Source organism: Pseudomonas sp. 22490, assembly GCF_052044465.1.
GTDB lineage: Bacteria > Pseudomonadota > Gammaproteobacteria > Pseudomonadales > Pseudomonadaceae > Pseudomonas > Pseudomonas aeruginosa.
In genome coordinates this window covers 1-13,871 of record NZ_JBQENS010000048.1, presented here as the reverse complement: position 1 = coordinate 13,871, position 13,871 = coordinate 1, and the positions used below count along the sequence as shown (strand labels likewise).

Sequence of the window (13,871 nt, the reverse complement as noted above, 5' to 3'; positions counted from 1 at the left end):
ATAAGGCATACACCGATAGCCTGGGGTTATGAGTGGAAGCGGATGTCGGATACCTGGAGCGATAACCGTAGGAAATGGCCGTATGAGCAGCTTTGATTAGACGGTTATCGATGGAAAGCCGGATAGTGGGCCTGCCGGACCTGCCAACCCAGTTCCGCAGCACAAGAACAACAATAAAAGAGGTACGACCCATGGCTCAGGCACAGACCGCCGTGCTCCAGGCTGATCCTGCCCAGGACAAGGCCACTGCCGCAAAACCCAGCAACGTCCGCTGGCGCATCTTCGCCATCGTCTTCGCCCTGACGGTGATCAACCTGGTCGACCGGGTCTCGCTGTCCATCGCCATGCCCACCATCGCCGGTGAATTCCAGCTCACGCCGAGCATGCAGGGGCTGATCCTCAGCAGCTTCTTCTGGGCCTACGCGCTGTTGCAGATTCCCGGCGGCTGGCTGATCGACCGCTACGGCCCGCGCCGGGTGATCGGCTGGTCCACCGGTCTCTGGGGAGCCTTCCAGACCCTCGCGGCCTTCGCCAGCGGCGGCCTGTCGCTGATGTTCGCCCGGGTCGCCCTGGGCGCGGCGGAAGCGCCGCTGTTCCCCTCCGGCGGCAAGCTCAACTCGCTGTGGCTGGGCTCCAGCGAACGCAGCCGCGGCGCCGTGCTGATGGACTGCGGAGGGCCGCTGGGCGTCGCTCTCGGCGGACTGGTCATCGCCTACCTGATCGCCGTGCTCGGCTCCTGGCGCAGCGCCTTCTTCATCGCCGGCATCGCCACCCTGGCCATGGCCTGGCTGGCCTGGCACTACCTGCGCGACGACCCGGCCGAGCATCCCGGGGTCAACGCCGCCGAGCTGGGCCGGATCAACGCCGACCGCACCACCCCGCTCGCCGAAGCGGACTGCCAGGCCGGCGGAAGACTGGGCATCGCCGGCCGCTCCCTGGTCGGTATCGTCCTCGGCCGCGCCAGTTGGGCCATGGTGTTCTTCGGCCTGCTGACCTGGGGTCCTAGCTACCTGGCGCAGGCGCGCGGCTTCGATATCAAGGGTATCGGCGCCGCGACCTTCGTCATCTTCCTCTGTGGCGCCGTCGGTTCCCTGGTCGGCGGCTTCCTCTGCGACCTGCTGATCCGCAAGGGCGTGCGCCGCGGCCTGGCGGCCAAGGGCCTGCTGACGGTCTCGGGCCTCGCGGCGCTGGTCGCCTTCCTGCTGTTGCCGAGCCTGGAAGATGCCTATGCCGCCGTGACCCTGCTGGCGCTGACCGCCTTCTTCCTGATGTGGGGCAGCCTGTACTGGAGCTTTCCGGCCTTGCTCGCCGCTCCGGCCCGGGTCGGCCTGGTCGGCGGGGTGATGAACATGGCCGGCAGCCTCGGCGGCATCGCCGTGCCGATCCTGGTCGGGCTGCTGCTGCAACACCTGGGCGGATATGCCGCGGTGCTGGGCTTCTTCGCCCTCTGCTCGGCAGCCTTCATCGCCGGCACCCTGCTGATTTCCCTGGACAAGACCGAGGCAAAGCATGGCTGAGCTGTACGACGGGCCGATCGTCGACGCCCATCATCATTTCTGGGACCCGCAGGCGAACTACCACCCCTGGCTCGCGGAGGACGCCAAGATTCCGTTCCGCTACGGCGACTACAGCGCGATCAAGCGCCGCTACCTGCCGGCGGACTACTTCGGCGACGTCGGCGCACACCGGGTGGTCGAGACGGTCTACGTGGAAACCGAGTGGGACCCGCGCGATCCGCTCGGCGAAACCCGCTTCGTGCATCACCTCGCCGAACGCCATGGCGCGCCCCACGCAGTGGTGGCGCAGGCCTGGCTGGACGCGCCGGACGCCGCCGAGGTGCTGGCGGCGCAGGCGGGCTTCGCACGGGTCCGCAGCGTCCGCCACAAGCCCGGCGGTCCGCAACGCCCGCAACAGGTCGGCGAGCTGCGCAGCCTGATGAGCGACGAGCGCTGGCGTCGCGGCTATGCCGAGCTGGCCCGGCACGGCCTGCACTTCGACCTGCAGACACCCTGGTGGAACCTCGCCGAGGCCGCATGCCTGGCGCGCGACTTCCCCGATACGCTGATCGTGCTCAACCACGCCGGCCTGCCGTCCGATCGCAGCGAGGAGGGGCTGGCCGCCTGGCAACGGGCCATGGCGCGCTTCGCCGAATGCCCCAACGTGGCGTTGAAGATCTCCGGCATCGGCCAGGCCGGCCGGCGCTGGAGCGTCGAGGACAACGCCTGGATCGTCCGCGAAAGCATCGCCCTGTTCGGCGTCGAGCGGGCGATGTTCGCCAGCAACTTCCCGGTGGACAGCCTGTGCGGCTCGTTCGACGACATCTATGGCGGTTTCAAACGCATCGTCGCCGACCTGCCGTACGCCGACCAGGAACGGCTTTTCCATAGCAACGCGCGGCGCATCTACCGCACCGTACCCGACACCGTGCGCCTGCAGCAGGCGTCGCCCGACCCGAGGACTTCCCCATGAACGCTCCATCCCTACCGCGACTGGCCATGGTCCTGGGCGATCCGGCCGGCATCGGCCCGGAACTGATCGCCCGCCTGCTGGCCGACACCGAGGTGCGCGAGAAGGCGCACATCGTGCTGATCGCCGACGAAGCGGAAATGCGCCGCGGCATGCGCATCGCCGGCTGCGAATTCCCCTACCGGCGCATCGACGCGCTGGAAACCCTGGATTTCGCCGACGCCACGCCACTGCTGCATCCCTGGCTCAGCCAGGGCGGGGACGAGTTCCCACGCAGCGAAGCGAGCGCCGTCGGTGGCCGCTACAGCCTGGAAACCCTCGCGCTGGCCCTCGAACTGACCCGCAGCGGCAGGACCGACGCGATCCTCTTCGGCCCGCTGAACAAGACCTCGCTGCACATGGCCGGCATGGACCACAGCGACGAGTTGCACTGGTTCGCCGAGCGCCTGGGGTTCGGCGGCCCGTTCTGCGAGTTCAACGTCCTCGACGACCTCTGGACCTCGCGGGTGACCTCCCACGTAGCCCTGGCCGAGGTGCCGGGCCTGCTCAGCCAGGAGCGGGTAGGGGAGGCGATCCGCCTGATCGACGACGCGCTGCGCCGCAGCGGCCTGGCGCGGCCGCGCATCGGCGTCTGCGGACTGAACCCGCACAACGGCGACAACGGCAGCTTCGGCCGCGAGGAGCTGGACATCATCGCTCCGGCGGTGCAGAAGGCGCGCGAACAGGGGATCGCCGCCGACGGCCCGTATCCCGCCGACACCATTTTCCTCAAGGTGCAGGGCGACGCCCGTGCCTTCGACGCGGTGGTGACCATGTACCACGACCAGGGGCAGATCGCGATCAAGCTGATGGGCTTCTCCCGCGGCGTAACCGTCCAGGGCGGCCTGCCGATCCCCATCGCTACGCCGGCCCACGGTACCGCCTTCGATATCGCCGGGCAGGGAAGGGCCGACGTCGGCGCCACCCGCCAGGCGTTCGAGATCGCCTGCCGGATGGGCAGGCGCAAAGCCTGATCGCCTGCATGCGACGCGACAACCAGAGCGCCGCCCCTTCGTAACGCGCTCCCTGGCGCCTCCCTGTACCGTCGCGGCGGGGCAGGAGGCGTCGCACCTTCGACGAGAGACACATCGCCTGGAGCCGCAGCGCTCCACGGCTCGCTTCGGCCTGGGAAAAGGAAAAACAACAATGACCCGTTCCGCTCCGAACCTGCTGAAATCCGCCTCGCTCGCTCCGGTCCTGCTGGCCGGCCTGCCGTCGCTCGCCGGCGCCGAGGGCTTTATCGAAGACGCCAGCGTCAGCCTCGGCCTGCGCAATCTCTATTTCAATCGCGACTTCCGCCAGCCCGGCGCGGCGCAGTCGAAGCAGGAGGAGTGGGCCCAAGGCTTTCTCCTACAGGCGAAGTCCGGCTATACCCAGGGCACCCTGGGCCTCGGCGTCGAGCTGCTCGGCCAGCTCGGCCTGAAGCTCGACAGCAGCCCTGATCGTGCCGGCTCCGGGCTGCTGCCACGCCACGCCGACGGACGCGCAGCGGACGACTACGCGCGACTGGGCGTGGCGCCGAAGCTGAAGCTGTCGAATACCGAGCTGAAGCTCGGCGAACTGCTGCCGGAACTGCCAATCCTCCTGCGCAACGACGGCCGCCTGCTGCCACAGACCTTCCAGGGCGGCATGCTGACCTCCAGGGAAATCGCCGGCCTGACCCTGCACGGCGGGCAGATGCGTTCGCTCAGCCAGCGCAACTCCAGCGACCACCAGGACCTCTCGGTGGATGGGCGCGGCGGGGCGTTCTCCGACCGTTTCGACTACCTGGGCGCGGAGTACCGCTTCAATGCCGAGCGCAGCCAGGTCGGGCTGTGGCAGGCGCGACTGCAAGACATCTACCGGCAGGACTACTACAGCTTGAGCCACAAGCAGAGCTTCGGCGGCTGGCGCCTGGGCGCCAGCGTCGGGCTCTTCGACACGCGCGACGAAGGTGCCGCGAAGCTCGGGGAACTGGAGAATCGCGCGCTGACCGGTTTCTTCAGCGCGACCCGCGGCGGCCACAGCCTCGGCGCCGGCTACCAGCGCATGTACGGCGACGACGGGATGCTCTACATCGCCGGCACCAGCACGCCGTTGGTCAACGACATCCAGGTGCGCAACTTCACCAGCGCCGGCGAGCGCTCCTGGCAACTGCGCTACGACTACGACTTCGTCGCCCTGGGCATTCCCGGGCTGACCGCCATGGCCCGCTACGCCAACGGCGCCCATGCCCGGACGAAGGCGATGGACGACGGCCGCGCCTGGGAACGCGACGTGGACGTCGCCTACGTGATCCAGAGCGGCCCGCTGAAGAACCTCGGCCTGCGTTGGCGCAACGCCATGCTGCGGTCCAACCATGCCGCCGATGTCGACGAGAACCGCCTGATCCTCTCGTATTCCCTGCCGCTGCTCTGAGCGCAGGGCCGTTCTCGCTGCTGCCCGATAACCGGCGATTGGCTGATTGGTTAAAAGGTATTGCCTGGGGTTATCGATGAATGCGCAGAAGTGATTATCCGCGCGGGAGCGGCCTGGCTACAGTCGGCCCAACGCAAGCGGCCATGCCGCCTCCGCGTCGAACAACAACAAGAAGGAAGCCCTCCATGAGCGCCATGAACGACCACGCCAGGCTGCTGTCCTCGGCGATCGCCACCAGCCGCCTGCGGCTCCTGCCTTTCCTGGTCCTGATGTATGTACTGGCTTTCATCGACCGGGCCAACGTCGGTTACGCGCGGGCCTTCCTGCAAGCCGACACCGGCCTCGGCGATGCCGCCTTCGCGTTCGGCGCGAGCATCTTCTTCATCGGCTATGCCTGCTTCGAGGTACCCAGCAACCTGATGCTGCACCGCCTCGGCGCCAGGGTCTGGCTGTGCAGGATCATGGTCACCTGGGGCCTGGTCTCGGCGGCGATGATGTTCGCCGACGACGCCATGACTTTCTATGTCCTGCGCTTCCTGCTGGGCGTCGCCGAGGCGGGCTTCTTCCCCGGCATCATCCTCTACCTCACCTACTGGTTCCCGCAGCGCAGCCGTGCCCAGGCGCTCGGCCTGTTCTATTTCGGCCTGCCGCTGGCGCTGGTGCTGGGCGGTCCGCTGTCCGGCTGGCTGCTGGAGTTCCACGGCATCTTCGGCCTGGCCAACTGGCAGTGGCTGTTCGTCACCGAGGGCCTGCTGGCCTCGCTGGTCGGCATTGCCGCCTACTTCTACCTGGTCGACCGCCCGCGCGATGCCGGCTGGCTGAGCGACGAGCAGAAGCGGGCGCTGGAAGGCGAGCTGGCCGAAGAAGACACCCGCAAACAGGCACGCGGCCCGCACGGCTTCCTCAGCGCCCTGCGCAGCGGCCAGGTGCTGAAGTTCTGCCTGGTCTACTTCACCATCCAGATGAGCGTGTACGGCGTGGTGTTCTACCTGCCGACCCGCATCGCCAGCTTCCTCGACGGCCAGGTCGGCCTGAACGTCGGCCTGATCACCGCGATTCCCTGGGTCTGCGCCCTGGCGGTAACGCGCCTGGTGACCCGCCAGGCCGACCGCAGCGGCCAGCATCGCCAGCTCGCGGTGGCCATGCTGGGCATGGCCGCAGCCGGTATCGCCGCCTCGGCGCTGGCCGGCAACCTGGGCCTGGCGGTGATCGCCTTCTGCTTCGCCGCGTCCGGCTTCGTCTCGGTGCAGCCGCTGTTCTGGACCCTTCCCACCGGCTACCTGAGCGGTGCGGCCGCGGCCAGCGGCATCGCCCTGATCAACTCCCTGGGCAACCTCGGCGGCTTCGTCGCGCCGAACCTCAAGACCCTCATGGAAAGCCAGTTCGCCGACCCGCGCGCCGGCATGTTCGCCCTGGCCGCCGTCGGCCTGCTCGGCGCCTGTCTGCTGGCCCGGCTGAAGACTTCCGGATCGTCGTCCGTCCCGCTGCGAGCGCGGCAGGCCGGCTGACCCACACTACGCACCGATAGGAGCTGCGACATGAAAATCAAATCCGTCCGTACCCGCGTCTTCGAATGGAAGGGCAAGGTCGTCCCGCCGCAGGCGCACTTCTGCACCAATGCCAGCGACATCCTGTTCGAGAAGGGAGACGCCATGGGTTCGTTCCGCTTCCACGGCTGGCTGGTGGTGGAGATCGAGACCGACGACGGCCTCGTCGGCATCGGCAACTGCGCCCTGGCGCCGCGCGTGGCGAAGGAAATCGTCGACCTCTACCTGGCGCCGATCTGCATCGGCGAAGACCCGTTCGACAACGAGTACATCTGGCAGAAGATGTATCGCCGCACCCACGCCTGGGGCCGCAAGGGCATCGGCATGGCAGCCATCTCGGCGGTGGACCTGGCGATCTGGGACATCATGGGCAAGGCGGTGAACAAGCCGGTGTTCAAGCTGCTCGGCGGCCGCACCAAGGAGAAGATCTGGACCTACGCCTCGAAGCTCTACGCCAACGACAACCTCGACGCCTTCCTCGAAGAGGCCCAGGGCTACCTGAACCAGGGCTTCACCGCGCTGAAGATGCGCTTCGGCTATGGCCCCAAGGACGGCCCGACGGGCATGCGCAGGAACATCGAGCAGGTCCGCGCGCTACGCGAACTGGCCGGGCCGGACATCGACATCATGCTCGAATGCTACATGGGCTGGACCCTGGAATACGCCCGGCGGATGCTGCCGAAGCTCGCCGAGTTCGAACCGCGCTGGCTGGAGGAACCGGTGATCGCCGATGACATCGAGGGCTACGTCGAGCTGAAGAAGATGGGGATCATGCCGATCTCCGGCGGCGAGCACGAATTCACCGGCCACGGCTTCAAGGACCTGCTGGAGCGCCGCGCGGTGGACGTCATCCAGTACGACACCAACCGCGTAGGCGGGATCACCGCCGCGCGCAAGATCAACGCCATGGCCGAGGCCTGGTCAGTGCCGGTGATCCCGCACGCCGGACAGTTGCACAACTATCACCTGACCATGGCCAGCACCGCCTCGCCGATGGCCGAGTTCTTCCCGGTGTTCGACGTCGAGGTCGGCAACGAGCTGTTCTACTACGTGTTCAAGGGCGAGCCGCAGCCGGTCGACGGCTATATCCAGCTGGACGACCACAAGCCCGGCCTGGGCCTGGAGATATCCGAAGAGCACCTCAAGGATTTCATCATCATCGAGTGATAGTCGGAGCCCACAGGAGGAGCCGAGATGCGGCTGATTCAATTCGAGGACCGGGCAGGGCAGCGCCGGGTCGGCGTCGTCGAAGGCGCCGGGATACAGGTGCTGCGCGGCGTGCGCAGCACGCGCGAACTGGGGCTGGCGGCGATTCGCGCGGGCAGCGGCCTGCAAGACGAGGTGCTGCGCCGAGGCAGCGAGCCAGGCCCGGACTATGCCGGGTTGCTGGAGGAGGGAAGGGTGCTGCCGCCGCTGGATCATGACGACCCGGCCCATTGCCTGGTCAGCGGCACCGGCCTGACCCACCTGGGCAGCGCCGCGACGCGCGACCGCATGCACCAGCAGAACCAGGGCGACGAGACCGCGCTGACCGACACCATGCGCATCTTCAGGTGGGGCCTGGAGGGCGGCAAGCCACCGGCGGGCCAGGTCGGCGCGCAGCCCGAATGGTTCTACAAGGGCGACGGCGGCATCGTCGTGCGCCCCGGCGCGGACTTCCCGCTACCGGCCTTCGCCGAGGACGCCGGCGAGGAACCGGAGCTGGTCGGGCTCTACCTGATCGGCGATGACCGCCGGCCTTACCGGCTCGGCTACGCCCTGGGCAACGAGTTCTCCGACCACCTGATGGAGCGCCGCAACTACCTGTACCTGGCGCATTCCAAGCTACGCGCCTGCTGCTACGGGCCGGAGCTGCGGGTCGGCGAACTGCCGCGCCACCTGCAGGGCGAGAGCCGGATCCTGCGCGACGGCGAAGTGCTCTGGCAGCAGGCGTTCCTTTCCGGCGAGGACAACATGTGCCACAGCCTGGAGAACCTCGAGTACCACCATTTCAAGTACGCGCAGTTCCTCCGTCCGGGCGACGTCCACGTGCATTACTTCGGTACCGCCACGCTGTCCTTCGCCGACGGGATCAAGGCTGCTCCGGGGGATGTCTTCGAGATCGCCATGGCCGAGTTCGGCGCGCCGCTGCGCAATGGCATCGCCGCCGTCGAGACCGCACTGACGCCGGGGCGGGTGGTAGCGCTCTGAAGCCCCACCGCCGTGCATAGGCCGGAGCTCCACGAGAGACCCGCGGCACGGTTTCCTTCATTCCTGCGGAGCCTTGGCTCCAACCCCGCCGGCCATCCCCGGCGGGGCTTCCCCTGTATGAGGTCGACATGACAGCCATCCTCGGACACAACTTCATCGGCGGCGCCCGCAGCGCGGCCGGCACGCTCTTCCTGCAAAGCCTCGACGCCGCCAGCGGTGAGGCGCTGCCGTACCGCTTCGTGCAAGCCACCCCGGAAGAAGTGGACGCCGCCGCCGAAGCCGCCGCCAGCGCCTACCCGCACTACCGGCAACTGCCGGCCAGCCGCCGCGCGGAATTCCTCGATACCATCGCCGCCGAACTCGACGCGCTGGACGACGATTTCGTCGCCATCGTCTGCCGTGAAACCGCGCTACCGGCCACGCGCATCCAGGGCGAACGCAGCCGCACCAGCGGCCAGCTGCGCCTGTTCGCCGAAGTCCTGCGGCGCGGCGACTTCCATGGCGCGCGCATCGATCGCGCCCGGCCCGAACGCAAGCCGCTGCCACGCGTCGACCTGCGCCAGTGCCGGATCGGCCTCGGCCCGGTGGCGGTGTTCGGCGCGAGCAACTTCCCCCTGGCGTTCTCCACCGCCGGCGGCGATACCGCCGCGGCCCTGGCCGCCGGCTGCCCGGTGGTGTTCAAGGCGCACAGCGGACACATGGCCACCGCCGAACGGGTCGCTGCGGCGATCCTCCGCGCGGCCGAGCGCACCGGCATGCCGGCGGGCGTGTTCAACATGATCTACGGCGGCGGAGTAGGGGAGCGGCTGGTACGCCACCCCGCGATCCAGGCGGTCGGCTTCACCGGTTCGCTGAAGGGCGGCCGCGCCCTCTGCGACATGGCGGCCGCCCGGGCGCAGCCGATCCCGGTGTTCGCCGAGATGAGCAGCATCAACCCGGTGGTGCTGCTGCCGGCGGCGCTGAAGAAGCGCGGCGAGGCCGTGGCCGACGAACTGAGTGCCTCGGTGGTGCTCGGCTGCGGCCAGTTCTGTACCAATCCCGGGCTGGTCATCGGCATCCGCTCTGCGCAATTCTCGGCGTTCCTCGAACGCTTCGCCGCCCGCATGGACGACCAGCCGGCGCAGACCATGCTCAACGCCGGCACGCTGGCCAGCTATGAAAAAGGCCTGGCGGCGCTGCACGCCCACCCGCGCGTCCGCCATCTCGCCGGGCAACCGCAGGAGGGCCGCCAGGCCCGGCCGCAACTGTTCCAGGCGGACGTCAGCCTGCTGCTGGAGGGCGACGAGTTGCTGCAGGAAGAAGTCTTCGGCCCGGCCAGCGTGGTCGTCGAGGTCGCCGACCACGCCGAACTGAAGCGCGCGCTGCATGGGCTGCACGGGCAGCTCACCGCGACCCTGATCGCCGAAGCGGAAGACCTGGCGTCCTTCGCCGACCTGGTACCGCTCCTGGAACAGAAGGCAGGACGCCTGCTGCTCAACGGCTACCCGACCGGCGTGGAAGTCTGCGACGCGATGGTCCACGGCGGCCCGTACCCGGCCACTTCGGACGCCCGCGGCACCTCGGTGGGCACCCTGGCCATCGACCGTTTCCTGCGCCCGGTGTGCTACCAGAACTACCCGGACGCGTGGCTGCCGGAAGCGCTGAAGGATGGCAACCCATTGGGGATTGCGCGGTTGGTGGACGGGGTTGGGACGCGGGCGGCGATTGACTGAAAGAGGAACCGGGCAAAGACGAGGTTCGGAGGATATCGGAGCCTCAGAGGTGTGCAGCAGGACACTGGAGGAGCCCCGGAAGAGGCCCGCCAGTGTTCCTGCCTGTAAAGCGAGTATCGATCCAGGGCTACCCGAGTGCTCCTATCGTCCCATGCCTGGACGCGGAAAAGCCGCTTCTCGGTGTCGAGGGATTCTCGGCCGATACCGCCACTTGCATCGGCATGAGACAGGAGGCGCGCCACAATCTCTTCGGGGGTCCTTCCTTCCGTGGCGAATGCCATGATGCCTCCCTGGCAGGATCGCCGCTTGGCTCCGTATAGCGCGATGGAGAAAAACACATGAGACAATATTGACTCATGTGAACTATATAAGCATCATGCGATCCCAGCGCTCGATCATCGTCCAAGCGGCATGAATAGCGAGTCCGGCCCAGCCTGGCCAGATCGAGCCGAGCGGACAACTGATGCGCGTGAGTGGCCGAACCCATGCCATCGCTGTAACGCCCCGGACAGAATCGTCTTCCGACGGCAGCCTCCCCCGACAGGTGGTTTCCCCGTGCCCATTCCCTGCCGGGCAAGGCACAGGTTGGCCGCCGCGCTGGACGACGACAAACCATCACCGTCCCGGCAGAGATCCTGGAGAACGACAATGCGTGCGATCGATGCCGGCATTCTGGTCTGCGGCGAGTGCCACCAGTTGAATCGCGCCGACGGGAACGAGCATCCGCGTTGCAGTCGCTGCGGCGCGAAGCTGCATCCTCGGCGGCCGAACAGCATTGCCCGTACCTGGGCGTTGCTGATCTCGGCGATGATTCTCTACGTTCCCGCCAACCTGTTGCCGATCATGACCGTCAACATGCTCGGCAAGGGCTCCCCGGCGACCATCATGGGCGGGGTCGTGACCCTGATCCAGGCCGACATGTTTCCCATCGCCCTGGTGGTGTTCGTCGCCAGTATCGTCGTCCCCACCTTCAAGCTGGTCGGCATCGCCCTGCTGCTCTATTCGGTGCAGCGGCACCAGCCGATGTCGGCCCGCCAGCGAATCATGATGTACCGCTTCATCGAATGGGTCGGGCGCTGGTCGATGCTCGATATCTTCGTCATCGCCATCCTCGTGGCGCTGGTCAATTTCGGCAACCTGGCGAGCATCGAGGCCAATCTCGGCGCCGCCGCCTTCGCCAGCGTGGTGGTGCTCACCATGCTCGCCGCCGTGACGTTCGACCCCCGGCTTATCTGGGACAACACCAATCTGGACGACGAGAATGAGTGATTTGCCAAGCCCGAAGAAACACAAGACCTCGAACTGGTCGGCGATCTGGGTGCTGCCGCTGGTGGCCCTGGCTATCGGGGCCTGGCTGGGCTGGCGCGCCTACGACCAGGCAGGGGTGCTGATCCAGGTGCGCTTCGAGAGCAGCGATGGCATCCAGGCGAAGAAGACCGAGGTGCTGTACAAGGGCATCGCGGTCGGCAAGGTCGTCGCGCTGGATGTCAGCGAAGATATCAAGGGCGTGGTGGCCACCATCGAAATGGACAAGGAGGCGCGCCAGTACCTGAGCAAGGGTACTCGCTTCTGGCTGGTCAAGCCGCGGGTTTCCCTGGCTGGCGTCACCGGCCTGGAAACCCTGGTCTCCGGCGTCTACATCGCGGTCGATCCGGTGAAGGGCGAGAAGGAAGAACGCTACTTCACCGCGTTGAAGGAGCCGCCACCCCTTTCCGACAAGCTGCCCGGCCTGCACCTGACCCTCAAGGCCGATCGCCTGGGCTCCCTGGAGCAGGGCAGCCCGGTGTTCTACCGGCAGATCCAGGTCGGCCAGGTGAAGAGCTTCCAGCTGGGCGATGACCAGAGGACCATCGAGATCAAGGTGCACATCGAGCCGGCCTACGCCGACCTGGTGCGCAAGCACACGCGATTCTGGAACGCCAGCGGCATCTCCATTTCCGGCGGCCTGTCCGGCTTCAAGGTGCACAGCGAGTCGCTGCTGACCCTGGTCGCCGGCGGTATCGCCTTCTCTACCCCGGAGAACCGCACCGACAGCCCGCCGACCGATCCGAGCAAGCCGTTCCGCCTGTACGACGACTACGACGCGGCCCAGGCCGGTCTGCGCGTGAAGCTGAAGATGAACGACGTCAGTGGTATCGATCCGGGCCGCACCCCGGTGATGTTCAACGGCGTGCAGGTCGGCCTGGTCAAGTCGATCGACATGGGCAAGGACTACAGCAGCGCCACTGCCGACCTGGCGATGGATCCGCGGGTCGAGGACATGCTGCTGGAAGGCACCGAATTCTGGACCGTCAAGCCAAGCATCTCCCTGGCCGGCATCACCGGCCTCGAGGCTCTGGTGAAAGGTAACTATATCGACGTGCGCTTCGCCAAGAGCGGCGCGCCGAGTCGCGAGTTCACCATCCGCCCGAAAGCGCCGCCGCTGAACACCGACGCGCCCGGCCTGCACCTGGTGCTGACCAGCGACAAGCTCGGCTCGATCGATATCGGCGCGCCGATCCTCTACCGCCAGGTCCGCGTCGGCAGCGTGCAGAGCTACCAGCTGTCGCGCGACCGCCAGCGAGTGGTGGTGGGTGTGCACATCGAGCCGGAGTACGCGCACCTGGTGAATACCTCGACGCGCTTCTGGAACTCCAGCGGGATCACCCTGACCGGCAACCTCAGCGGCGTGCAGGTGAAGAGCGAGTCGCTGCAGACCCTGATCACCGGCGGGATTTCCTTCGACACCCTCGATCCGAAGGCGCCGACCGTGACCAAGGTGCGTCGCTTCACCCTCTTCGACAGCGAGGAGGCGGCGATGGCCCGTGGCGTGGAAATCCAGCTGAGCATCGACAATGCCGACGGCCTGCGCGAAGGCACGCCGATCCGCTTCAAGGGCCTGGACATCGGCAAGATCGAAAGCGTCGAGCTGAACCCGGACCTCTCCGGGGTACTGATGAAGGCCCGCCTGACTTCCGCCGGCGAGCGCGTCGCCCGCAGCGGAACCCGCTTCTGGGTGGTGCGTCCGGCGCTCGGCCTGCTGCGTACCGAGAACCTCGGAACCCTGGTCAGCGGCCCCTATATCGAGGCGCTGCCGTCGAGCACGCCGGGCGAGCGCCAGGCACGCTTCCAGACTCTCGCCGAAGCACCCAACCTGCTGGGTCGGGAAAACGGCCTGCGGCTGACCCTCAGTGCGCCGCGCAAGGGCTCGATCAAGCCGGGCAACCTGGTGACCTACCGGCAGATCCCGGTGGGCAAGGTCGTCGACCTGGCCTTGGGCGAACAGGCCGACCGGGTGCTGATCAGCATCCTCATCGAACCGCGCTACGTACCGCTGGTGCGTACCGGCAGCCGTTTCTGGAATGCCAGCGGCTTCGGCGTCGACGCCAGCCTGTTCAAGGGCCTGTCGCTACGCACCGAGTCGATGGAGGCGCTGATGGAGGGCGGCATTGCCTTCGCCACCCCGAACAATGCGCAGATGGGCGAGCCCGCCAAGCCGGGGCAGACCTTCGCCCTGTTCGATTCGGCCAATGACGAATGG

The 13,871-nt window shown here is 67.3% G+C and carries 10 protein-coding genes; all 10 read left to right on the top strand.

The features are described from left to right. Positions 1–191 precede the first annotated feature (191 nt). Positions 192–1,517: an MFS transporter gene (locus tag ACTJJX_RS32205; RefSeq protein WP_003117133.1), complete on the top strand. Its 1,326-nt coding sequence runs from the start codon at positions 192–194 to the stop codon at positions 1,515–1,517. Further along, complete coding sequence (locus tag ACTJJX_RS32200) at positions 1,510–2,469, top strand: amidohydrolase family protein (RefSeq protein ID WP_003113699.1); 960 nt, start codon at positions 1,510–1,512, stop codon at positions 2,467–2,469. The genes ACTJJX_RS32205 and ACTJJX_RS32200 overlap by 8 nt, the downstream gene beginning before the upstream one ends. Next, the gene (locus ACTJJX_RS32195) at positions 2,466–3,479 is read left to right on the top strand and encodes a 4-hydroxythreonine-4-phosphate dehydrogenase PdxA (RefSeq protein ID WP_003123450.1); all 1,014 of its coding nucleotides are present in this window, start codon (positions 2,466–2,468) and stop codon (positions 3,477–3,479) included. The genes ACTJJX_RS32200 and ACTJJX_RS32195 overlap by 4 nt, the downstream gene beginning before the upstream one ends. Before the next feature lie 172 nt (positions 3,480–3,651). Further along, positions 3,652–4,902: an OprD family porin gene (locus tag ACTJJX_RS32190; RefSeq protein WP_016851650.1), complete on the top strand. Its 1,251-nt coding sequence runs from the start codon at positions 3,652–3,654 to the stop codon at positions 4,900–4,902. Positions 4,903–5,087: 185 nt separating this feature from the next. Further along, the gene (locus tag ACTJJX_RS32185; RefSeq protein WP_016851649.1) at positions 5,088–6,410 is read left to right on the top strand and encodes an MFS transporter; all 1,323 of its coding nucleotides are present in this window, start codon (positions 5,088–5,090) and stop codon (positions 6,408–6,410) included. A 30-nt stretch (positions 6,411–6,440) separates the two neighbouring features. Continuing rightward, complete coding sequence (locus ACTJJX_RS32180) at positions 6,441–7,616, top strand: L-lyxonate dehydratase (protein ID WP_003113703.1); 1,176 nt, start codon at positions 6,441–6,443, stop codon at positions 7,614–7,616. Between the two features lie 27 nt (positions 7,617–7,643). Further along, entirely contained in the window at positions 7,644–8,639 is a 996-nt protein-coding gene (araD1, locus tag ACTJJX_RS32175) for an AraD1 family protein (RefSeq protein WP_003123447.1), read from the top strand. 128 nt (positions 8,640–8,767) lie between these two features. Next, positions 8,768–10,351 carry an aldehyde dehydrogenase (NADP(+)) gene (locus tag ACTJJX_RS32170; protein WP_016851648.1) on the top strand — a complete coding sequence of 528 codons (1,584 nt, stop codon included), beginning with the start codon at positions 8,768–8,770 and terminating at the stop codon, positions 10,349–10,351. 648 nt (positions 10,352–10,999) lie between these two features. Then, complete coding sequence (locus ACTJJX_RS32165; protein ID WP_003089139.1) at positions 11,000–11,620, top strand: paraquat-inducible protein A; 621 nt, start codon at positions 11,000–11,002, stop codon at positions 11,618–11,620. Further along, positions 11,613–13,871 (top strand): PqiB family protein (locus ACTJJX_RS32160; RefSeq protein ID WP_134232227.1); only part of this gene is annotated, 2,259 nt, incomplete at its 3' end. The genes ACTJJX_RS32165 and ACTJJX_RS32160, both read left to right, overlap by 8 nt.